This is a genomic window from Pseudomonas sp. PI1, assembly GCF_000812405.1.
GTDB classification, from domain to species: domain Bacteria; phylum Pseudomonadota; class Gammaproteobacteria; order Pseudomonadales; family Pseudomonadaceae; genus Pseudomonas; species Pseudomonas citronellolis.
The window spans coordinates 43,636-62,531 of sequence record NZ_JWMC01000030.1 but is presented as its reverse complement, the minus strand read 5'-3'; the positions used below and the strand labels follow the sequence as shown (position 1 = coordinate 62,531).

Below are 18,896 nucleotides of genomic sequence, written 5' to 3'. Positions count from 1 at the left end.
CTTCGGCCGAATCATTATTACCGCCATTACGCAATTGGCGGGTTAGCCGACGTCCACCGAACCCGCCCTGGAGGCGGGTTTTTTCTGACTGTCTCCCGGGCCCCGTGAAAAAGCCCAGCAGGAGACAGGCCCAATGAGCCCCCACCGCGTCACCCAGGCCATCGAACAGGCGGATCGGCTGATCAACGCCCGGCAGTTCGAGCCCCTCATGGATTCCCATACCGATGACGCCTGCGGCGCCGACCTGCTCGACAGCCTGCCGGCCGGCGGCCGAACCCGGGAGGCGCGCGCATGAGCCAGGACGCGCTGCTCAAGGAATACGTGCGCAAGATCCTCGCCGCGCCGGTCTACGACGTGGCCATCGAAACCCCGCTGCAAGCGGCCCGCCAGCTCTCCGAGCGCCTGGGCTGCCAGGTGCTGCTCAAGCGCGAGGACCTGCAGCCGGTGTTCTCCTTCAAGATCCGCGGCGCCTACAACAAGCTGGCGCAGCTGAGCGCCGCGGAGCGCTCGCGCGGGGTGATCGCCGCCTCCGCCGGCAACCATGCCCAGGGCCTGGCGCTGGCGGCGAAGGAACTGGGCGTGAGCGCGACCATCGTCATGCCGCGCACCACGCCGGAGCTGAAGGTGCAGGGCGTGCTCTCCCGCGGCGGCAAGGTGCTGCTGCACGGCGACGCCTTCCCCGAGGCCCTGGCCCACGCCCTGCAACTGGCCGAGGTCCATGGCTACACCTTCGTGCCGCCCTACGACGACCCGGACGTGATCGCAGGGCAAGGCACCGTGGCCATGGAAATCCTCCGCCAGCACCCCGGGCGCCTGGACGCCATCTTCGTGCCGGTGGGCGGCGGCAGCCTGGTCGCCGGCATCGCCGCCTACGTGAAATACCTGCGCCCGGAAGTGAAGGTCATCGGCGTCGAGCCGGACGACTCCAACTGCCTGCAGGCCGCCCTGGCCGCCGGCGAGCGCGTGGTGCTGAGTCAGGTCGGGCTGTTCGCCGACGGCGTGGCGGTGGCGCAGATAGGCGCGCACAACTTCGAAGTGTGCCGTCATTACGTGGACGAGGTGATCACCGTCAGCAGCGACGAAATCTGCGCGGCGATCAAGGACATCTACGACGACACCCGCTCCATCACCGAGCCCGCCGGGGCCCTGGCCGTGGCCGGGATCAAGAAGTACGTCGAGCGCGACGACGCGGCGGGGCAGACCCTGGTGGCCATCGATTCGGGCGCCAACATCAACTTCGACCGCCTGCGCCACGTCGCCGAGCGCGCCGAGCTGGGCGAGAAGCGCGAGGCCATCCTGGCGGTGACCATCCCCGAGCGCCCGGGCAGCTTCAAGGCCTTCTGCGAGGCGGTGGGCAAGCGCCAGATCACCGAGTTCAACTACCGCTACGACCGCAGCGAGGAAGCGCAGATCTTCGTCGGCATCCAGACCCACCCGCAGAACGACCCGCGCCCGGCGCTGGTGGAGCAACTGCGCGAGCGGGGCTTCCCGGTGCTGGACCTGACCGACAACGAGGCCGCCAAGCTGCACATCCGCCACATGGTCGGCGGCCGCGCGCCGCAGGTGGAGCAGGAACGGCTGTTCCGCTTCGAATTCCCCGAGCGGCCGGGGGCGCTGTTCAACTTCCTCGAACGCCTCGGCGGGCGCTGGAACATCAGCCTGTTCCACTACCGCAACCACGGCGCCGCCGACGGCCGCGTGCTGGCCGGCCTGCAGGTGCCCGAACACGAGCGCGGCGAGCTGGGCGCGGTGCTCGACGCCATCGGCTACCGCTACTGGGACGAGAGCGAGAACCCGGCGTACCGGCTGTTCATCGGCTAGGGCGCGGCAGTGGACTGGCGAACTTCGCCGCGATTGGCTATTGGGCCCGCCTCGGGGCCGGCGTAGCTTGGGGCAACAGCCCTTCAACCCGCTGGGCCCCTGGCCCGAGGAGCCGTCCGATGTCCCTTCGCAATCTGCTGTTCGCCGGCCTGGTGCTGGCGCTGCCCGCACTGGCCCACGGGGCCGAGCACGAGAAGATCGCCACCCTGCAGGAACACGCGCTGCCCGACGCCCCCGGCAAGAAGGGCCTGCTGATCGAGGTCAGCTACAAGCCTGGCGAGGCCTCGGCGCCCCACGTCCACGCCGGCGCGGTGTTCGCCTACGTGTTGGAAGGCGCGGTGGTGTCGCAACTGCAGGGCCAGCCGCCGGTGACCTACAAGGCCGGCCAGTCCTGGTACGAGGCGGCCAACACGCCGCACCTGGTCTCGCGCAACGCCAGCGCGACGCAGCCGGCCAAGCTGCTGGTGTGGATGCTGCTGGACGAAAAGGCCCCGGTGCTGACGCCGCTGAAGCAGTAAGATTGCCGCCGCCGGCCATTTCTGCTGGGATGCCCTGATCGACCGACAAACGAGGGAGCTCGCAATGGCCAGCTACCAGGAACTCTTCGCCATCGGCGAAGGCTTCGACGCCTTCGTCGCCCACGGCCTGCCGGCGGAAATCGCCGCGGTGCGCGCGGTGCAGCAAAGGCTCGAAGAGCCGGGCCTGATCAGCGCCGCCACCCGCGAACGCCTGGCCGCGGTGCAAGGCCGCTACCACCTGCTGGTGGCCGGCGAGATGTGGTGCCCGGACTGCCAGCTCAACATCACCGCCCTGGACTGGCTGTGCCGCCAGCAGCCGCGCATCGACCTGGCGGTGATCTCCAAGGGGCGTGCCGAGGATGAGCTGCAGCAGCGCCTGGGGTTGGAGCGCGTGGCCATTCCGCTGGTGGTAGTGCTGGATGCCGGGTTCGAGGTGGTCGGGCGCTTCATCGAACGGCCGCAGGTGGTGGTGGCGGGGTGGGACGGGGTGAAGCCGGCGTATCGGGCGGGGGATTATCTGGAGAGTACGGTGCTCGATCTGGTGGCGGTGCTTGAGAGGGTGGAGGGGAGGGAGTTTGCTGGTGGTTGAGGTGTTTTGGGTTGATGCCGCTCCCTCTCCCCAGCCCTCGGCTGCGCGCCCCGCCCTGAAGGGAGAGGGGGCCAGTCCGTGCCGAGAGAAGGAATGGTTTCAGCCGGTACCCGCCAGGCTAGCCGGCTAACTCCAAAACGCCCGCATCTGCCCAACGGTCCCCTCTCCCTTCAGGGAGAGGGTTAGGGAGAGGGCGCTCTTCAGGCCATACACCGAACCTGGCCGGCAACTGCGGTGGTTCTGCTTGAACTGGTGGGGGCGTTTGCCGGTGGCCGAGGCGTTTTGGGTTGATGCCGCTCCCTCTCCCCAGCCCTCGGCTGCGCGCCCCGCCCTGAAGGGAGAGGGGGCTAGTCCGTGCCGAGAGAGGGCCTGGTTTCAGCCGGAAACCTTCGGCGTTGCCGGCTAACTCCAGAACACCCAGTCCTGCCCAACGGTCCCCTCTCCCTTCAGGGAGAGGGTTAGGGAGAGGGCGCTCTTCAGGCCATACACCGAACCTGGCCGGCAACTGCGGTGGTTCTGCTTGAACTGGTGGGGGCGTTTGCCGGTGGCCGAGGCGTTTTGGGTTGATGCCGCTCCCTCTCCCCAGCCCTCTCCCTGAAGGGAGAGGGGGCTAGTCCGTGCCGAGAGAGGGCCTGGTTTCAGCCGGAAACCTTCGGCGTTGCCGGCTAACTCCAGAACACCCAGCCCTGCCCAACGGTCCCCTCTCCCTTCAGGGAGAGGGTTAGGGAGAGGGCGCTCTCCAGGTCACACACCACAACCATCCGGCCCCACCAACCGCTTCTTCAGATAAAACCGCTGATGCCCCGGCGGGCAATCCTCCAGCACGCCCATCAGCTCGAACCCCTGCTTCCGATAGAACCCCGGCGCCTGGAAGCTGTAGGTATAAAGGAACACCCCCACACACCCACGACGCCGCGCTTCCTCCTCGGCCAGCGCCAGCAACTGCGCCCCCAACCCCGCACCGCGCTGCCTCGCATCCAGCCACAGATAGTCCACGTACAACCAACCCATTCCCGAATGGCCGAACAGCCCGCCCATCACCTGCCCCTCGGCATCACGGGCATACAGCTCGAAACCCTCGTAGCCATACGCCGTACCCATCCGCTCGACGTTATAGGCCCGCAGGCCTTCCTCCACGACGGCCCGGGCCTGGGGATCGGCGCCGGGGGTGAACTGGTAGCGGGCTTGCGACATGGCGCCTCCTGGGCGTGGGAAAGCGCCTAGTCTAGAGGTTAAGCGGGGCCCGTGTCCGGTGCCCCGCGCTGGCACCGGCGCGCGCTTTGGTGAAGAATGCGCGCCCGCGCCAGACACCGAGCAACCCATGACCGCCACCCGCGAGCACCGCCCATGAGCACCACCACCGTCGAGCTGATGCGGACCGGCCCCGAGCACAGCGAGCTGATCCGCAACCTCTACCAGTTCTATGCCTACGAGTCCTCGGACTGGGAGCAGGAAGACGTCGAGGCCGACGGCCGCTTCTACATCCACGAGGAACACCTGGCGCGCTACTGGCAGGCGCCGCAGTGGAGCGCCGAGCTGGTGCTGGTGGACGGCTTCATCGCCGGCTTCGTGCTCATCGAACGCAGCGAGCTGCCGGGCATCGATGCCCTGGAGCTGGCCGACCTGTTCATCCTGAAGAAGTACCGCCGCCAGGGCATCGGCCGCGCCGTGGCGACCCAGGTGTTGACCCGCGGGGAGGGCGCCTGGCTGGTGCGCTTCTATCGCCAGGACGAGGCGGCGCGGGCCTTCTGGCAGGCGGTGCTGGAGGTGCTGCCGCGGCCGGCGCTGTCCGTCGAGCCGGGCGACGACGAGCAACTGCTGAGCTACCTGGTGACGCCGGCCATCCATTGAGCCGCTGTGCGCGCGGGTCATAGGTCTGTCATTTGCGATCATTGAGCCGCGCCGGGGCCGGTCTTATGGTTCCTCTGACCACAGCGTCCGGCGCTGCCGGATGGCCCTGCATTACAAGAACGACGAGACAGAGGAACCGATGATGAGCGAATTGCAACTGCAACCCCGGGCTGCCGCCTCCCTCCAGCACTGGCACCGCATGATCGCGCAGCGCGACTTCGGCGCGCTGCCCGAGCTGCTGGCCGAGGACGTGGTGTTCCGCTCGCCCATGGCGCACACGCCCTACCCGGGCGCGAAGGTGGCGGCGACCATCCTCAACACCGTGCTGCAGGTCTTCGCCGACTTCACCTACCACCGCGAGCTGGCCAGCGCCGACGGCCTGAGCGTGGTGCTGGAGTTCAGCGCCAAGGTCAACGGCCGCGAGCTCAAGGGCATCGACATGATCCGCTTCGACGAACAGGGTCGCATCGTCGAGTTCGAAGTCATGGTGCGCCCCATGAGCGGCCTGCAGGCCTTGGGCGAGGAAATGGGCCGGCGCGTGGGCGCCTACCTGGCGACGGCCAAGGCCTGACCGGAAACCCCATCGGCCCGGAATACGCGCCGGGCCGAACCCCGGGTGCGGCGGCGCCCTGTGCTAGGCTGAGGCGGTTGTCCTTCCAGCCGAGTGAACACGGATGCTCGCTGCACTCAAGCGTTACCCGCGGTCGGTGAACCTGCTGTTCTGCGCCACCTTCGTCCTGACCCTGGGGCGAGCCATCAGCCTGCCGTTCCTGGTCGTCTACCTGTCCTCGGCCTTCGCCCTGCCGATCGCCCGCATCGGCGCCATCGTCGGCGGCGCGCTGATCGCCGGCTCCGTGCAGAGCCTGTACGGCGGCTACCTGACCGACCGCCTGTCCAGCCGCGGACTGATCCTGGGCTACACGGCGTGCTTCATCGCCGGCTTCGTCGGCATGTGCCTCACCGCCAACCTCTGGCTGTTCTTCGGCTTCCTGGTGGCCTTCAACTTCGCCTACTCGGCGGTGGACGTGGTGGTGAAGGCGAGCTTCGGCCGCCTGCTGCCGGCGCAGGAACAGGGCCGCGCCTTCTCCATCCGCTACACCTTCATCAACATCGGCTATGCCGTCGGCCCCTTCCTCGGCGCCGGGCTGGCGCACTGGGCGCCGAAGCTGCCGTTCGTGGTCTCCGCGCTGCTCGGCGCCGGCTTCCTGCTGCTGTACCTGGGCTACGGCGAGCGCAGCCAGCGCCCGGCCCCAGCGGGGCAGGCGCCGGTGTCCTTCCTGGCCCTGGGCCGCGTGCTGCTGGATGACCGGCGCCTGGTCTGCTTCACCCTCGGCGGGGTGCTCAGCGCGGTGGTGTTCGGCCAGTTCACCGCCTACCTCTCGCAATACCTGGTCACCACCCGCAGCGCCGAGGTGGCCTACCAGGTCATCAGCACCGTGGTGGCGGTCAACGCCCTGGTGGTGATCGCCCTGCAGTACCCGCTGGGCCGGCGCATCGACGAGAACCGCCTGGAAACCTGGCTGCTGGCCGGGCTGGCGCTGTTCCTGGCCGGGGTGATCGGCTTCGCGCTGTCCACCAGCGTGCTGCACTGGGTGCTGGCGATGACGGTGTTCACCCTGGGCGAGATCATCGTGTTCCCCGCCGAATACATGTTCATCGACCGCATCGCCCCGCCGCAGCTGCGTGGCATGTACTACGGCGCGCAGAACCTATCGAACCTCGGCGGCGCCCTGGGCCCGGTGCTCTGCGGCTGGGTGCTGGCGAGCCTGCCGGCGCACTGGATGTTCGTGATGCTGGGCGCCTTCGTCGTCGCCGGCGGGGTGTTCTACCGCCTGGGCGCGGTGTTGCCGGCCGCCCGGCAGGCCTGAATGCCGGAACCGCCGCCTTCCGGGCCCGCCGGCACGGGTTGCCGCTTGCACCACCTTCGTCGCCATTGATAGCCTTCGCGGCCTAAGAAGAACACAGGCCCCGGGTATGGTGATCAGGGTTGTCGAAGCGCAGGAAGTCGATCAGCAGCGGATAGCCATTCCGGGTTGGGAGCAGCAGTACACGCAGATGTCCGCCGGGCGTTTCGCCGGGCGCATCCTGCATGCCGAGGTCGAGGGCATCGAGCTCTACGAGGAGCAGATGAACCTGCGCGTGGAGCAGGAGTTCCACGCGCCGCCCGGCGCGCTGGTGTTCAGCTTCGACATGTCGGAGAACACCCTCTATCTGCTCGATGGCGAGACGCGCAACGCCTGGGTCACGCCGGAGAACTACCGCGAGGTGGCGGTGGTGATCAAGCAGGCGGGGCAGTGGGGCCAGGCGCTGGACGACTTCACCGACCTGGTGCTGACGCCCCTGCGCTCCGACGGCTGCCGCTCGCTGGCCGCGTCGCTGAGCGACCTGCTCGTCGGCGCAGGCGCCGGGCGGCACCCGGTGGAGGCCCCCGGCGTGGCGCAGGCCATAGTCGCCAATTGCTTCTCCCTGCTCTGCGAGGCGCCGGCCGGCGACGAGCAGCGTTCGCGCTCCATCGTCCAGGCCAAGCGCGTGGTGCAGCGGGTCAAGGACGTGGTGAACGATTGCCCCGAAGAGAACTTCGCGATGGCCGAGCTGGCGGCGAAGGCGGGCGTTTCGCCGCGTACCCTGCAGCAGTCCTTCCTGCGCTATGCCGGCATGCCGCCCATCGTCTGGCTGCGCAACCGCCGCCTGAACGCCGCCCGCCGCGACCTGCTGGGCGCCGCCGAGTCGGGCATGACCGTCGCCGAGGTGGCGATGAAGTGGTCGTTCTGGCACCTGGGGCGCTTCTCCCAGTCCTACCACGCGCTGTTCGGTGAGTACCCCAAGGCTACTGTCAGGCAGGGTGCCCGGCCTTAGCGCCGTTACCTTCGGCCAGCGGCGGATAACCGCGAACGGTTATGCGCCCTACGGTGTTCGCCGGAAAGGCGGGGTGCGAGGATGGCGCCGGACTACCAGCGCACTCAGGACAGCCCCCTCTCCCGCTTGCGGGAGAGGGTTGGGGAGAGGGCGCTCTTGTGCCCAGCACCTACGCCACCGGGAAACACCGTTCGCGAGCAAGCTCGCTCCTACGAAAAGCTCTTCGCGCCACGCAAAGAAATGATGGGTATCGCTTCGCTCAACCCATCCTACGGGTGTTGTGTTTGCCGGAGAGCATTTCGGCGCGAGCCTCAGCCCAGCTTCTCGCGTATCCGGTACCAGGCCATGCCCAGCGCCAGCAGCGGCGAGCGCAGCAGCTTGCCGCCGGGGAAGGTCAGGTGCGGCACCGCGCTGAACAGGTCCAGGCCCTGGCTGTGGCCGCTGTGGATGGCCTCCGCCAGTAGCTTCGCCGACCAGTGCGTGACGTTCAGCCCGTGGCCGGAGTAGCCCTGGGCGAAGAACACGTTCGGCTGCGCCTTTAGCCGCCCCACCTGGGGGAAGCGGTTGGCGGTGATGCCGATCATGCCGCCCCACTGGTAGTCCAGCCTTACGTCCGCCAGTTGCGGGAACACCTTGAGCACCTTCGGCCGCATGTAGGCGCCGATGTCCTTCGGGTCGCGCCCGGAATAGTGGCAGGCGCCGCCGAACAGCAGGCGGCGGTCGGCCGTCAGGCGGTAGTAGTCCAGGCCCACCTTCTGGTCGCACAGCGCCATGTTCTGCGGGATCAGCTGCGCCGCCAGCGCCTCGGGCAGCGGCTCGCTGGCCACCACGTAGCTGCCGGCGGGCAGCACCTTGCCGGTCAGGCGCGGTTCCAGTTCTTCCAGGTGCGCGTTGCAGCCGAGCACCAGGTTGTCGGCCAGCACCCGGCCCCGCGCGCAGTGCACCACCACCTGGCGGCCATGCTCGATGCGCAGGGCGGGGCTGCGCTCGAATACCCTGGCGCCCAGGGCGGCCGCCGCGCGGGCCTCAGCGCGCACCAGGTCGAGCGGGTGCAGGTGCCCCGAGCCCATATCCACCAGGCCGCCGGCGTACTGGTCGCTGGCCACCACTTCGCGGATGCGCTCCGGCGCCACCAGATGCGTCTCGTGCGGGTAGCCCTGGGTGCTCAGCTGGGCGTGCTCCTCCACCAGGCCGGCATACTGCGCCGGGGTGTTGGCCAGCTCGCAGAAGCCCCAGCGCAGGTCGCATTCGATGGCCAGGTCGCGGATGCGCTGCGCCACCAGTTCCACCGACTCGCTGCCGGCCCGCTCCAGGTAGCGCACGCCTTCCTCGCCGACGTACTTGGCGAAGCCGCTGACGTTGTGGCCGATGCCGCGGATCAGCTGGCCGCCGTTGCGCCCGCTGGCGCCCCAGCCGATGCAGCGGGCCTCCAGCAGCACCACGCTGAGGCCGCGCTGGGCCAGCTCCAGCGCGGTGTTGACGCCGGTGAGCCCGCCGCCGACGACACAGACGTCCGCGCGAACCTCGCCCTCCAGCGCAGGGTAGGGCTGTTTGTCCCGGGCGCTGGCGGCGTAGTAGGACGCGACATGCTCGTCGGTGTGGCTCATGGCTCGCTCTCGCTTCATTGGTTGAACTTGATCTTGCTCCAGCTGCGGGTCATCAGGCGCATGATCTTGGGCGGCGGCGCCTTGGCGATGTACAGCTTGTCCAGCACCTGCTGGCTCGGGTAGACCTCGGGGTCGTTCTGCATCTGGGCGGGCAGCAGCGCCTTGGCGTCGGCGTTGGCGCTGGGGTAGCCGACGTACTCGCTGATGCCGGCGATCACCTGCGGATCGAGAATGTAGTTGATGAAGGCCAGGGCCTGCTCGGGGTGCGTCGCGTCCGAGGGAATGGCCATCAGGTCGAACCACAGGTTCGCGCCTTCCTTGGGAATGGCGTAGGCGATCTCGATGCCGTTCTTCGCTTCCCGGGCTCGCGCGGCGGCTTGGAACACGTCGCCGGAGTAGCCGAAGGCCACGCAGATGTTGCCGTTGGCCAGGTCCGAGATGTACTTCGAGGAGTGGAAGTAGGTGACGTAGGGGCGCACCGCCGCCAGCTTGGCCTCGGCCTTCGGGTAGTCCGCCGGGTTGGTGCTGTTGGGGTCCAGGCCCAGGTAGTTGAGCACCGAGGGGATCATCTCGTCGGGCGAGTCCATGAAGGCCACGCCGCAGGCGCTGAGCTTCTTGATGTTCTCCGGCTCGAACAGCACCGCCCAGGAATCGATGCGGTCCACGCCCAGCACCTGCTTGACCTTCGCCACGTTGTAGCCGATGCCGTTGGTGCCCCACAGGTAGGGCACCGAGTGCTTGTTGCCCGGGTCGTTCTGCTCCAGCAGCTTGAGCAGCCGCGGGTCCAGGTGCTTCCAGTTCGGCAGCTTGCTGCGGTCCAGCTCCAGGAACACCCCGGCCTGCACCTGGCGGGTGAGGAAGTGGTTGGAGGGCACCACCACGTCGTAGCCGGAGCGGCCGGCCAGCAGCTTGCCTTCCAGGGTTTCGTTGGAATCGAAGACGTCGTAGACCGGCTTGATGCCGGTGGCCTTCTGGAAGCCGCCAAGGGTGTCCGGGGCGATGTAGTCGGTCCAGTTGTACACGCTGACGGTCGGTTCGGCGTGGGCGCCCGCGGCCAGCGTGGCCAGGGCGAAGGGCGCAAGGTAGCGCAGCAGTCTCATGACGACTCCTGAATTGTTGTTGTGGTTGAGGCGAAAAGGGCGGATCAGACGCTCAGCAGCAGGAACTCGCGCTCCCAGGAACTGATCACCCGCTTGTAGTTCTCGTGCTCGGTGCGCTTCACCGCGACGTAGCCCTGCACGAACTTGCGGCCCAGGTATTCGCCGAGCACCTCGCAGTCTTCCATCTGCGCCAGGGCGTCCTCGATGGTGATCGGCAGGCGCAGGTTGCGGCGCTCGTAGGCGCGGCCCTGCACCGGGGCGCTGGGGTTCAGCCGCTCGACCATGCCCAGGTAGCCGCACAGCAGGCTGGCGGCCAGCGCCAGGTAGGGGTTGGCGTCGGCGCCGGGCAGGCGGTTCTCCACGCGCATGGCCGCGGGCGGGGCGGCCGGCACGCGCAGGCCCACGGTGCGGTTCTCCTCGCCCCACTCGACGTTCACCGGCGCGGAGGTGTCCGGCAGGAAGCGGCGGAAGGAGTTCACGTTCGGCGCGAACATCGGCAGCACTTTCGGGATGTACTTCTGCAGGCCGCCGATGAAGTGCAGGAACAGCTCGCTCATGGAGCCGTCCTCGTTGGCGAAGACGTTTTTGCCGGTGGCGATGTCCAGCACGCTCTGGTGGATGTGCATGGCGCTGCCCGGCTCGTCGGTGATCGGCTTGGCCATGAAGGTGGCGCTCACGTCGTGCTTGAGCGCGGCCTCGCGCATGGTGCGCTTGAACACGGTGATCTGGTCGGCCAGGTGCAGCGCGTCGCCGTGGCGGAAGTTGATCTCCATCTGCGCCGGGCCGTCCTCGTGGATCAGCGTGTCCAGGTCCAGGCCCTGCAGTTCGCACCAGTCGTAGACGTCTTCGAACAGCGGGTCGAACTCGTTGGCGGCGTCGATGGAGAAGCTCTGCCGGCCGCTCTCGGCGCGGCCCGAGCGGCCCACCGGGGCTTCCAGGGGGAAGTCCGGGTCGCTGCTGCGCTTGGTCAGGTAGAACTCCATCTCCGGCGCCACAATCGGGCTCCAGCCCTTGTCGGCGTACAGCTTCAGCACGCGCTTGAGCACGTTGCGCGGCGACAGCTCGATGGGGTTGCCGTATTTGTCGAAGGTGTCGTGGATGACCATCGCGGTCGGCTCCAGCGCCCAGGGCACCACGAAGATGGCGTCCGGGTCGGGTTTGCAGAGCATGTCGATGTCGGCCTCGTCCAGCAGGTCGTAATAGACGTCGTCATCGACGAAATCGCCGGTGACGGTCTGCAGCAGCACACTTTCCGGGAGCCGCATGCCCCCTTCGCCGAGGAACTTGTTGGTGGGGGAAATCTTGCCGCGGGCGATGCCGGTCAGGTCGCTGACCACGCATTCGACTTCGGTGATTTTCTGTTGCTTCAGCCGTTGCTCCAGTTGCTCGGCGGGGGTGCTCATACAAGCCTCGGATGGTTCATGGGTTCTGGGTGGGGGCGCCGGCAGCGTGGCGCTGCCTGGCCGCGGGGCTAGTTTCGTCCGCCGGGCGGGGGCGTTCTATCCACTTTCCGCACGCTTGAGGCCGCGGGGGGCGCAGGGCGGGGGACTTGTGGCGATTCTTCGGGCGGAATCAGGGGAAGTTTCCGTCGCGGCAACTGCCTTGAGCCCTTACAAGGCGCATCCGTAGATTCCGTCTGCCACGGTTCGCCCGTGGTGGGGCGTAGGAACCCCGGAATATCGCAAGACGTGCGGTAGCGCCATTGCCGCAGGGCAGACGTGTATCCAAGGCCCTGCGGTTCCATGGCGGACCGTGCGAGGAGGCTTCGGCCTGCCGGTTGTCTTGTGACGGTATTCCTACCCTGGCACGGTCCGCCTCTCCCTTCCAGGAGGCGGCTCCCATATCCCATAGAGGAGCAAGACGGAACATGCATCGCCTTGTCGTTCAGTCCAAGCAACACCCCCGCAGCACCCGCCAGGAGGTCCGTCATGGCTGACCTCGTTCCCCTCATCCCCCTCAGCCCGGCCACCGAGCCCCACGACGACGTGCTGTACGTCAACCCCAACGCCCCCGCCGACCACCTCCACGAAGCCGCCGTCCGCCGCCTGAGCGCGCTGGAAGACCTGCTGCACATGCTGGAGGACAGCGCCGACGAAATGCCCCTGACCCACCTCCAGGCCCGCATGGCTGCCGCGCTTGCGCCGCTGGCGGCGGAAGCGCGGCAGCTGTACGAGCTGGCGCAGGTCAAGCGGGGGTAATGCCCCGGCCCCGGGTGCGCCGGGGCCATGACGGGGCGGCGCTGGCGGCGTACCGTTCGACCGCCGGCAGCGTCGTCCTCCCCGTGATTTGATCGTGGTCAAACTTCCGTTCGCCCCGCGGCGTACAAGTGACCCGGCGGTTCCTTCCCACGCCGGCGCCACGCCAGGAGGTTTCCATGCCCACCACCCAGCCTTCACAGCCCACCACCGAAGCCCCCGACGAGCATTGGGTCGAGGCCCTGCCCGACGGCAGCCATGTTCTGATCCGGCCGTTGCGCGCGGAAGACCGCCAGCGCGAGGCGGACTTCATCGCCCGGCTGTCGCCAGAGGCGCGGCATTTCCGCTTCCTGTGCAGCATGCGCGAGGTCAGCCCGGCACTGCTCGACCAGTTGATGACGGTGGACTTCCACGACAGCGCCGCCTACATCGCCCTGGTGCACCAGGACGGTGAGCTGGTGGAGGTGGGCGTCAGCCGCTACGCCCGCGGCGCCGACGCCGGCCATTGCGAGTGCGCGGTGACGGTGGCCGATGACTGGCGGCACCGCGGCCTGGGGGTGGCCCTCATGCGCCACCTGATCGAAACCGCCCGGCGCAACGGCATGACGCAGATGTATTCGATCGATTCGGCAGCCAACGCGCCGATGCACGAGCTGGTGCGCTTCCTCGGCTTCAGCAGCCACCAGGACCCCGAAGACCCCACGCAGACCATCCATACCCTGCAGCTGCAACCGGCGACCTGAAGCGGGGGAGGCAGCCATGCACATCCAACTGCTGTGCACCGGCGACGGGCGTTGCTACGTCCAGCTCGACCAGTTCCGCGTGCATTTCCGCAACGCGGAGCAGGCCAGCGCCTACCTTGAGCGCCTGCAGCAGCGTATCGCCGCGCCCCACGTGCTGGCCGAGGCGCAGCGCCGCGACGCCGACAAGCGCCAGGCCCAGCGCCGCGCGGGCTAAGCCTTCCACGGGCCGCGGTCACGGCCGGCGCGCCGTGGGCCTCCTGGCCGCCCACAAGGGGCGGCCGCTCACCGGCCGTTCAGGGGCGTATCGCCAGGATGCTGGAGTGCACCCGGTACAGCGCCTGCTCGGTGGTGCTGCCGACGATCTTCGCCAGCCCGGCGTGGTAGAGGGTGCCCATGACCACCACATCCATGCGGTAGTCGTCGACGAATTCGGCGATGACGCGGTTGGCCGCGCCCTTGATAAGGTGCAGGCACTTCTGCTCGATGCCGAAGCGCTCGCCCAGGCGCTGCATGCGCTCGGTGGCGCGGCCGCTCATCTGCTCCTGGATTTCGCTGGTCCAGGCCACCGGCCCCACGGCATAGGCGAGGAAGCTGCTGCTCAGGTCGTAGGCCTGCAGCAGGTGCAGCTCGGCGTCGCATTGCAGCGCGAGCTGCTGGGCCGATTCGACGATGCGCTCGTTCAGTTCGTCGACGCGGGTGTCGTCCTGGGACAGGTCCAGCGCCGCCACCACCTTGCGCGGCAGGGGATGTTCCGCGTGGCTCACCAGGTGCAGCGGCACCGCGCACTGGCGCAGCAGTTGCCAGTCCAGCGGCGTCATCAGCGCCCGGCTCACGGCCGTTTCGTAGTGGACGTCCTTGACCAGCAGGTCGAAGCCGCGTTCGCGCACCCGGCGCAGGACTTCCTGCAGCGGGTCGTCGCTCCACACCGCCTCGGCGCTGGCCTCGATGCCGCGCCCGCGCAGCAGCTCCACCTGGTCGTCGAGCCAGGCCTGGTGCCGCTCCTGGATGGTGTTGCGGGCGCGTTGCTGCAGGTCGTAGTCGAGGGTGTTCAGGGCTGGCGCCAGGCTGTCGATCATCAGCATGTGCAGGCTGGCGCCGGCGGAGCCGGCCAGGGCCTGGGCGCGGGCCATGGCGGCGGAATAGTGCTGGTGGGTGTCGCAGATCAGGAGCAGGCGCGAGTAGGCGTTCATGGCGGTCTCCGCAGCGGCGCCCGCGCCACGGGCGGCGCGGGCTGGGTGGCTGTGAGCCTGGGCCGGGGCGCGTGCGGGCACTTTGATGCGCATCAAGAACGATGCATCAAGAACGATAGTGGAGAGGGGGCGGCAGGCGGTCGAAGCGGACCACCGGTCCTTCGCCCGGGGGCGGCGACAGCAGGCGCTCGTTACGCAGCCAGATGCTCGCCGCCGGCACCCCGCTGCGCAGGCACGCCTGGGCCGCGCTGCGGCCGAGAAAAACCGGGGTGGCGCAGAACACCACGTCGGGCGGCCGCTCCAGCAGTTGCCGGTGCAGGCGTTCCAGCAGGCAGGCGCCGTGGACCCTTTCGTCGAGCAGGCCCAGCGAGTGCAGCCAGCGCCGGCATTCCTCGGGCAGGCCCGCCAGGCTGGCGGCGTCGGCGATCAGGTCCAGGCGCAGCGCGGGCATCCAGCAGGCCAGTTCGTCGATCGCCGCCGCCACCGACAGCAGGCCGTTGCCGCTGGCCACCACCAGCAGCCGGCCGGCGCGCAGCGGCAGGGGCCAGCCGACGCCCAGGGGGCCGCGGTAGTCCAGCCAGCCGTCCGTGGCCGCGAACCGGCCGGGGTGGCTGGCGCTGACGATGAACGGCCCGTGGTGCTCCGGCAGGCTGATGTAGCTGCACGGCTGCAAGGCCCCGCCATGCGCGCCCAGCAGGCAATACTGGCCGGGTATGACGGCGCTGCCCGCGTCGTCCTCCAGCAGCAGGCGCAGGCATTGCCCCGTGCCCGGCAGGCAAAGCACTTCCAGTAGCCGTACCCGTTCCATTGCGCGCCCCCTTGGCGAGGTCGACCAGACGCGTCGTTTCGGGTCAGGCTAGGCGCCGCGGGCCGGGCCGCCTTGACCGTCATCAAGTTCTGCGCTGCGGGGGCCGATGCCGGCGTTTTGACCGGGATCAAGGACAGCCGCCATGGCCGTCGCAGAATCGATTCGCCCCATTTCCGAGGCGGTTCATCCAGCGGAGGAATTCCCCATGTCCGACCCCGCAAAGCAAGTCCCCGTCACGCCGTCCCCCAGCCAACCGACCAAGGCGCCAACCCCCGGCGCCAGCCCCTTCGATACGCTGCGACGGCAGATCGACAGCCTGTTCGACGACTTCGGCCGCACGCCGCTGCGCCTGCCCTTCGGCCACAGCGCCTTCGACGTGGAGCCGTTCTGGCGGCGCGAGCCGTTCAGCCGCGGCCTGCCCGCGGTGGACGTCAGCGAGCAGGCCGAGGAGTACCGCATCAGCGCCGAGCTGCCCGGCATGGATGAGCAGGACATCGAGGTGAAGCTGGCCAACGGCAACCTGGTCATCAAGGGCGAGAAGAAGGAAGAGAAGGACGAGAAGCGCAAGGAGTACCACCTGTCGGAACGCCACTACGGCAGCTTCGAGCGGGTGTTCCGGCTGCCCAAGGAAGTGGACGCGGAGAAGGTCCACGCGCAGTTCTCCAAGGGCGTGCTGCAAGTGCACCTGCCCAAGCGCGCCGAGGCGGTGCACCCGGAGAAGGTCATCCCGGTGAAGAACGGCGATTGATGCACTCGGGCGCGCCTGCTGGCGGCAGGCGCGCCCCTTCGTCGAGTGGCGTAGCGCGGCCAAGCGCAACGGCTATAGTGGGAAAATCCCCTTATTGCCGGAGGCGCCGCCATGTCCGACGCTTACCGCTCCCCGCCGCGCCCGCAGGTCAACTGCCAGGCGTGTTCGTTGAGCCGCCTGTGCCTGCCGGCGAGCCTCAGCGACGGCGAGGTCGAAGAGCTGGACCGCATCGTCCGGCGCAGCCGCCCCCTGCAGAAGGGCGAGTACCTGTTCCGCGCCGACGAGCCGATGCAGCACGTGTTCGCCGTGCGCTCCGGGGCGCTGAAGAGCTACCTGCTCGACGCCAACGGCGGCGAACAGGTGATCGGCTTCGTGCTGCCGGGCGAGATGCTGGGGCTGGACGCCATCGGCTCGCCGCGCTTCCCGGGCTATGCGGTGGCGCTGGAGGTTTCCATGGTGTGCAGCATCGGCCTGGAGCAGCTGGAGGACCTGTCCGGGCGCATCCCCGGCCTGCGCCACCAACTGCTGCACATCCTCAGCCAGGGCATCCAGGGCGAGTACGCGCACATCCGTTGCAGCCGCGAGCGCGCCGAACAGCGCCTGGCCGGCTTCCTCCTCGGCCTGTCGGCCCGCTACCAGCAGCGCGGCCTGTCGCAGGACCGCTTCACCCTGCCGATGAGCCGCGGCGACATCGGCAACTACCTGGACCTCACCATGGAGACGGTCAGCCGGCTGTTCACCCGCTTCGTGCAGACCGGCCTGATCGACTGCCACGGGCGCGAGGTGCGCCTGCTCGACCGCCAGGGCCTGTGCCGGATGAGCGGCCTGGAGGCGCAGCCGGAGCGCGCGGCGGGGCGCCCGTAGGCGGTTCCCGGGCCGTTCATCCGCTGGCCGCGGCGCGGGCGCCGGGCGCGCCGCCAATCTGATCGAGATCAAAGTCGGGCCGTGGCGTCGCGCCCATCGTGCAAGGCGAGCGAATGTCCGCTTCCCCGCACAGGAGACGAGCCATGGCCATCGGCGAATACTGCAACCGCGACGTCGTCATCGCGGCGCCTACCGTATCCATCCTGACCGCCGCCCGGTTGATGAGCGAATACCACGTCGGCGACCTGGTGCTCGCCGAGCAGGTGGAGCGCGAGCGCTACCGGCCCGTGGGCATCATCACCGACCGCGACATCGTGCTGGAGGTGGTCGCCAACAACGAGCCGGAGCCGGGCAGCATCCAGGCCGGCGACATCCAGCTGCGCAACCTGGTCACCGCCCAGGAAAGCGACGATGTGTTCGACGTCATCACCCGCATGCGCCAGGCCGGCATCCGGCGGATGCCGATGGTCGACGAGCAGGGGCTGCTGGTGGGGATCGTCTCGGCGGACGACCTGCTCGGCGTGCTGGCCGACAACCTGCGCGACCTCTCGCGGCTGGTGGGCTTCCAGAACCTGCGCGAAGAGGGCGAGCGCGAAGCCGACTACTAGGCGAGGTGGCTGCCATGCATGACGTAACGCTTCCCTTCGTCGACCGCGCCGCTGCCGGCAAGGCCCTGGCGCGGTTGCTGCCGGCTTACCGGGGCCGCCCCGGGGCGATAGTGCTGGCCCTGCCGCGCGGCGGGGTGCCGGTCGGCTATGAGGTGGCCAGCGAACTGGGCGTGGAGCTGGACCTGATGATCGTGCGCAAGCTCGGCGTGCCCTGGTACCCGGAGCTGGCCATGGGCGCCATCGCCAGCGGCGGCGTGCGGGTGCTGAATGACGACGTGCTGCGGATGCATGGCGTCGACGCGCACGCCCTGGAGGCGGTGGAGCGCAGGGAAAGCGCCGAGCTGCACCGGCGCGAGCGCGCCTACCGCGGGCAGCGGCCCATGCCGCAGCTGGCTGGCCGCCAGGTGCTACTGGTCGACGACGGCCTGGCCACCGGCGCCACCATGCTGGCCGCCGTGCGCGCGGTACGCCAGCAGGCGCCGGCGGCCATCGTCGTCGCCGTGCCGGTGGCGCCGGCGGAAGTGCTGGAAGAGCTGCGCCACGAGGTCGACGAGGTGGTCTGCCCGTTCACCCCGGAGCCGTTCAGCGCCATCGGCCGCTGGTACCTGGACTTCTCCCAGACCAGCGACGCCGAGGTGGTGGCGCTGCTGCAACGGGCCTGGCGGCGGGAGGCGGGCGAAGCCTAGCCTCAGGTGCAGCGCCGGCCGTGGCGCAGCACGTCGATGCGCAGCTCCGGCTCGTAGGGCGGCACGTTGCATTCGACGATGTCGTCCGGCGCCACCTGCAGGCGCAGCCCCACCACGTCGGCGTGTACCGGTTGGCGGCTCACGCAGCGGTCCACCAGTACGCCGGCCAGCACGTGCCGCGCCCCGAGCTGGGCCAGGTAGGCGCAGGCGCGCAGCAGCGAGTGGCCTTCGTAGAGCACGTCGTCCACCACCAGCAGCGTGGTGCGGCTGAGGTCCATGCCGGCCAGTTGCGGGTTCTCCGTCAGTTCTGTCTCGGGGTGCAGCAGGCTTAGGTCGTCGGCGTAGCGCTTCACCTTCAGGGCGTGGACGGGCAGGGGCGGGTGGCCGCATTGCACCAGGTGTTCCTGCAGCCGGTGCGCCAGGGGTTCGCCACGCCGGACTATGCCGACCAGCGCGCTTTCGCCCGGGGGCAGCAGCGGGGCGGCCTTTTGCGCCATGGCCTGGAGCACGGCATCCAACTCCCGGGCGTCGTACAGGGTCAGGCGTTGCGGAGCGTTCGGGGTCGCCATGGTGGGCCTCCAGGCCGTTGCTGGGCATGGCTTTCACCATCGCGCGTCGGGCGAGGGGCGAATTTGATCCAACGCAAATCCGGCGCAGGCCAGGGGGCTGAAACTCGTTGGTAGTTCCCCCATCGAGCCCGATGCGGGCCCCT

At 68.9% G+C, this 18,896-nt stretch carries 22 protein-coding genes; 15 read left to right on the top strand and 7 right to left on the bottom strand.

Going from position 1 to position 18,896, the window contains the following annotated elements; all coding sequences use genetic code 11:
* Nucleotides 1-133 precede the first annotated feature (133 nt).
* The 4 genes from RN02_RS33715 (at nucleotide 134) to RN02_RS11180 (ending at nucleotide 2,928) form a co-directional block, all read left to right on the top strand.
* Entirely contained in the window at nucleotides 134-295 is a 162-nt protein-coding gene (locus RN02_RS33715) for a hypothetical protein (RefSeq protein WP_156060087.1), read from the top strand.
* Nucleotides 296-306: 11 nt separating this feature from the next.
* The gene (ilvA, locus tag RN02_RS11190) at nucleotides 307-1,821 is read left to right on the top strand and encodes a threonine ammonia-lyase, biosynthetic (RefSeq protein ID WP_177331053.1); all 1,515 of its coding nucleotides are present in this window, start codon (nucleotides 307-309) and stop codon (nucleotides 1,819-1,821) included.
* A 119-nt stretch (nucleotides 1,822-1,940) separates the two neighbouring features.
* Nucleotides 1,941-2,339, top strand: a complete 399-nt coding sequence (locus RN02_RS11185) for a cupin domain-containing protein (RefSeq protein ID WP_009622411.1) — start codon at nucleotides 1,941-1,943, stop codon at nucleotides 2,337-2,339.
* A gap of 64 nt (nucleotides 2,340-2,403) precedes the next feature.
* Nucleotides 2,404-2,928, top strand: coding sequence for a thioredoxin family protein (locus RN02_RS11180; RefSeq protein WP_043314545.1), 525 nt, complete (start codon nucleotides 2,404-2,406; stop codon nucleotides 2,926-2,928).
* A 744-nt stretch (nucleotides 2,929-3,672) separates the two neighbouring features.
* Here the strand turns inward: RN02_RS11180 and RN02_RS11175 are convergent.
* Nucleotides 3,673-4,122: a GNAT family N-acetyltransferase gene (locus tag RN02_RS11175; RefSeq protein ID WP_043314544.1), complete on the bottom strand. Its 450-nt coding sequence runs from the start codon at nucleotides 4,120-4,122 to the stop codon at nucleotides 3,673-3,675.
* Nucleotides 4,123-4,218: 96 nt separating this feature from the next.
* Here RN02_RS11175 and RN02_RS11170 point away from each other — a divergent pair, with 96 nt between their 5' ends.
* The 4 genes from RN02_RS11170 (at nucleotide 4,219) to RN02_RS11155 (ending at nucleotide 7,635) form a co-directional block, all read left to right on the top strand.
* The gene (locus RN02_RS11170) at nucleotides 4,219-4,779 is read left to right on the top strand and encodes a GNAT family N-acetyltransferase (protein WP_064583070.1); all 561 of its coding nucleotides are present in this window, start codon (nucleotides 4,219-4,221) and stop codon (nucleotides 4,777-4,779) included.
* Nucleotides 4,780-4,921: 142 nt separating this feature from the next.
* A complete protein-coding gene (locus RN02_RS11165; RefSeq protein WP_024128739.1) occupies nucleotides 4,922-5,350 on the top strand; it encodes a nuclear transport factor 2 family protein in 429 nt (142 codons plus the stop codon).
* Nucleotides 5,351-5,453: 103 nt separating this feature from the next.
* Nucleotides 5,454-6,647: an MFS transporter gene (locus RN02_RS11160; protein ID WP_043314543.1), complete on the top strand. Its 1,194-nt coding sequence runs from the start codon at nucleotides 5,454-5,456 to the stop codon at nucleotides 6,645-6,647.
* Nucleotides 6,648-6,753: 106 nt separating this feature from the next.
* Nucleotides 6,754-7,635 (top strand): helix-turn-helix domain-containing protein, encoded by an 882-nt coding sequence (locus RN02_RS11155; protein WP_043314542.1) that lies wholly within the window; start codon nucleotides 6,754-6,756, stop codon nucleotides 7,633-7,635.
* A 311-nt stretch (nucleotides 7,636-7,946) separates the two neighbouring features.
* Here RN02_RS11155 and RN02_RS11150 read toward each other — a convergent pair whose 3' ends face one another.
* The 3 genes from RN02_RS11150 to RN02_RS11140 are packed head-to-tail and all read right to left on the bottom strand — an operon-like array spanning nucleotide 7,947 to nucleotide 11,745.
* Entirely contained in the window at nucleotides 7,947-9,242 is a 1,296-nt protein-coding gene (locus RN02_RS11150; RefSeq protein ID WP_043314541.1) for an NAD(P)/FAD-dependent oxidoreductase, read from the bottom strand.
* Nucleotides 9,243-9,256: 14 nt separating this feature from the next.
* The gene (locus tag RN02_RS11145; RefSeq protein WP_043314540.1) at nucleotides 9,257-10,342 is read right to left on the bottom strand and encodes a polyamine ABC transporter substrate-binding protein; all 1,086 of its coding nucleotides are present in this window, start codon (nucleotides 10,340-10,342) and stop codon (nucleotides 9,257-9,259) included.
* Between the two features lie 44 nt (nucleotides 10,343-10,386).
* Nucleotides 10,387-11,745: a glutamine synthetase family protein gene (locus RN02_RS11140; RefSeq protein WP_043314539.1), complete on the bottom strand. Its 1,359-nt coding sequence runs from the start codon at nucleotides 11,743-11,745 to the stop codon at nucleotides 10,387-10,389.
* Nucleotides 11,746-12,270: 525 nt separating this feature from the next.
* Between RN02_RS11140 and RN02_RS11135 the strand changes: the two genes are divergently transcribed.
* The 3 genes from RN02_RS11135 (at nucleotide 12,271) to RN02_RS11125 (ending at nucleotide 13,494) form a co-directional block, all read left to right on the top strand.
* Nucleotides 12,271-12,540 (top strand): hypothetical protein, encoded by a 270-nt coding sequence (locus RN02_RS11135; protein WP_051879039.1) that lies wholly within the window; start codon nucleotides 12,271-12,273, stop codon nucleotides 12,538-12,540.
* 176 nt (nucleotides 12,541-12,716) lie between these two features.
* Entirely contained in the window at nucleotides 12,717-13,280 is a 564-nt protein-coding gene (locus RN02_RS11130) for a GNAT family N-acetyltransferase (RefSeq protein ID WP_009622394.1), read from the top strand.
* A 16-nt stretch (nucleotides 13,281-13,296) separates the two neighbouring features.
* Entirely contained in the window at nucleotides 13,297-13,494 is a 198-nt protein-coding gene (locus RN02_RS11125; protein ID WP_043314538.1) for a hypothetical protein, read from the top strand.
* 79 nt (nucleotides 13,495-13,573) lie between these two features.
* Here the strand turns inward: RN02_RS11125 and RN02_RS11120 are convergent, their stop codons facing one another.
* Both RN02_RS11120 and RN02_RS11115 read right to left on the bottom strand, forming a co-directional pair.
* On the bottom strand, nucleotides 13,574-14,470 hold the full coding sequence (locus RN02_RS11120) for a universal stress protein (RefSeq protein ID WP_043314536.1): 897 nt from the start codon (nucleotides 14,468-14,470) through the stop codon (nucleotides 13,574-13,576).
* A gap of 106 nt (nucleotides 14,471-14,576) precedes the next feature.
* Nucleotides 14,577-15,278 carry a hypothetical protein gene (locus RN02_RS11115; RefSeq protein WP_152623744.1) on the bottom strand — a complete coding sequence of 234 codons (702 nt, stop codon included), beginning with the start codon at nucleotides 15,276-15,278 and terminating at the stop codon, nucleotides 14,577-14,579.
* A gap of 205 nt (nucleotides 15,279-15,483) precedes the next feature.
* On the opposite strand from RN02_RS11115, the gene RN02_RS11110 reads away from it, so the two are divergent.
* From RN02_RS11110 to RN02_RS11095, 4 genes are all read left to right on the top strand, one after another.
* A complete protein-coding gene (locus RN02_RS11110) occupies nucleotides 15,484-16,026 on the top strand; it encodes an Hsp20/alpha crystallin family protein (protein WP_043314535.1) in 543 nt (180 codons plus the stop codon).
* A 111-nt stretch (nucleotides 16,027-16,137) separates the two neighbouring features.
* Complete coding sequence (gene fnr, locus RN02_RS11105; RefSeq protein ID WP_043314534.1) at nucleotides 16,138-16,890, top strand: fumarate/nitrate reduction transcriptional regulator Fnr; 753 nt, start codon at nucleotides 16,138-16,140, stop codon at nucleotides 16,888-16,890.
* 143 nt (nucleotides 16,891-17,033) lie between these two features.
* Entirely contained in the window at nucleotides 17,034-17,498 is a 465-nt protein-coding gene (locus tag RN02_RS11100) for a CBS domain-containing protein (RefSeq protein WP_043314533.1), read from the top strand.
* Between the two features lie 14 nt (nucleotides 17,499-17,512).
* Nucleotides 17,513-18,184, top strand: coding sequence for a phosphoribosyltransferase (locus RN02_RS11095; protein WP_043314532.1), 672 nt, complete (start codon nucleotides 17,513-17,515; stop codon nucleotides 18,182-18,184).
* 2 nt (nucleotides 18,185-18,186) lie between these two features.
* On the opposite strand, the gene RN02_RS11090 is transcribed toward RN02_RS11095, so the two are convergent.
* The gene (locus RN02_RS11090) at nucleotides 18,187-18,753 is read right to left on the bottom strand and encodes a phosphoribosyltransferase family protein (protein ID WP_009622377.1); all 567 of its coding nucleotides are present in this window, start codon (nucleotides 18,751-18,753) and stop codon (nucleotides 18,187-18,189) included.
* Nucleotides 18,754-18,896: the final 143 nt, after the last annotated feature.

Excerpts from the sequence above, each read along its gene's own strand:
- RN02_RS11175 (WP_043314544.1), bottom strand. The coding sequence starts at position 4,122 with ATGTCGCAAGCCCGCTACCAGTTCACCCCCGGCGCCGATCCCCAGGCC.
- RN02_RS11125 (WP_043314538.1), top strand. The coding sequence starts at position 13,297 with ATGCACATCCAACTGCTGTGCACCGGCGACGGGCGTTGCTACGTCCAG.
- RN02_RS11110 (WP_043314535.1), top strand. The coding sequence starts at position 15,484 with ATGTCCGACCCCGCAAAGCAAGTCCCCGTCACGCCGTCCCCCAGCCAA.
- RN02_RS11130 (WP_009622394.1), top strand. The coding sequence starts at position 12,717 with ATGCCCACCACCCAGCCTTCACAGCCCACCACCGAAGCCCCCGACGAG.
- RN02_RS33715 (WP_156060087.1), top strand. The coding sequence starts at position 134 with ATGAGCCCCCACCGCGTCACCCAGGCCATCGAACAGGCGGATCGGCTG.
- RN02_RS11160 (WP_043314543.1), top strand. The coding sequence starts at position 5,454 with ATGCTCGCTGCACTCAAGCGTTACCCGCGGTCGGTGAACCTGCTGTTC.
- RN02_RS11115 (WP_152623744.1), bottom strand. The coding sequence starts at position 15,278 with ATGGAACGGGTACGGCTACTGGAAGTGCTTTGCCTGCCGGGCACGGGG.
- fnr (WP_043314534.1), top strand. The coding sequence starts at position 16,138 with ATGTCCGACGCTTACCGCTCCCCGCCGCGCCCGCAGGTCAACTGCCAG.
- RN02_RS11145 (WP_043314540.1), bottom strand. The coding sequence starts at position 10,342 with ATGAGACTGCTGCGCTACCTTGCGCCCTTCGCCCTGGCCACGCTGGCC.
- RN02_RS11095 (WP_043314532.1), top strand. The coding sequence starts at position 17,513 with ATGCATGACGTAACGCTTCCCTTCGTCGACCGCGCCGCTGCCGGCAAG.
- RN02_RS11165 (WP_024128739.1), top strand. The coding sequence starts at position 4,922 with ATGAGCGAATTGCAACTGCAACCCCGGGCTGCCGCCTCCCTCCAGCAC.
- RN02_RS11170 (WP_064583070.1), top strand. The coding sequence starts at position 4,219 with ATGCGCGCCCGCGCCAGACACCGAGCAACCCATGACCGCCACCCGCGA.
- RN02_RS11150 (WP_043314541.1), bottom strand. The coding sequence starts at position 9,242 with ATGAGCCACACCGACGAGCATGTCGCGTCCTACTACGCCGCCAGCGCC.
- RN02_RS11155 (WP_043314542.1), top strand. The coding sequence starts at position 6,754 with ATGGTGATCAGGGTTGTCGAAGCGCAGGAAGTCGATCAGCAGCGGATA.
- RN02_RS11090 (WP_009622377.1), bottom strand. The coding sequence starts at position 18,753 with ATGGCGACCCCGAACGCTCCGCAACGCCTGACCCTGTACGACGCCCGG.
- RN02_RS11185 (WP_009622411.1), top strand. The coding sequence starts at position 1,941 with ATGTCCCTTCGCAATCTGCTGTTCGCCGGCCTGGTGCTGGCGCTGCCC.
- RN02_RS11135 (WP_051879039.1), top strand. The coding sequence starts at position 12,271 with ATGGCTGACCTCGTTCCCCTCATCCCCCTCAGCCCGGCCACCGAGCCC.
- RN02_RS11100 (WP_043314533.1), top strand. The coding sequence starts at position 17,034 with ATGGCCATCGGCGAATACTGCAACCGCGACGTCGTCATCGCGGCGCCT.
- RN02_RS11180 (WP_043314545.1), top strand. The coding sequence starts at position 2,404 with ATGGCCAGCTACCAGGAACTCTTCGCCATCGGCGAAGGCTTCGACGCC.
- RN02_RS11140 (WP_043314539.1), bottom strand. The coding sequence starts at position 11,745 with ATGAGCACCCCCGCCGAGCAACTGGAGCAACGGCTGAAGCAACAGAAA.
- RN02_RS11120 (WP_043314536.1), bottom strand. The coding sequence starts at position 14,470 with ATGAACGCCTACTCGCGCCTGCTCCTGATCTGCGACACCCACCAGCAC.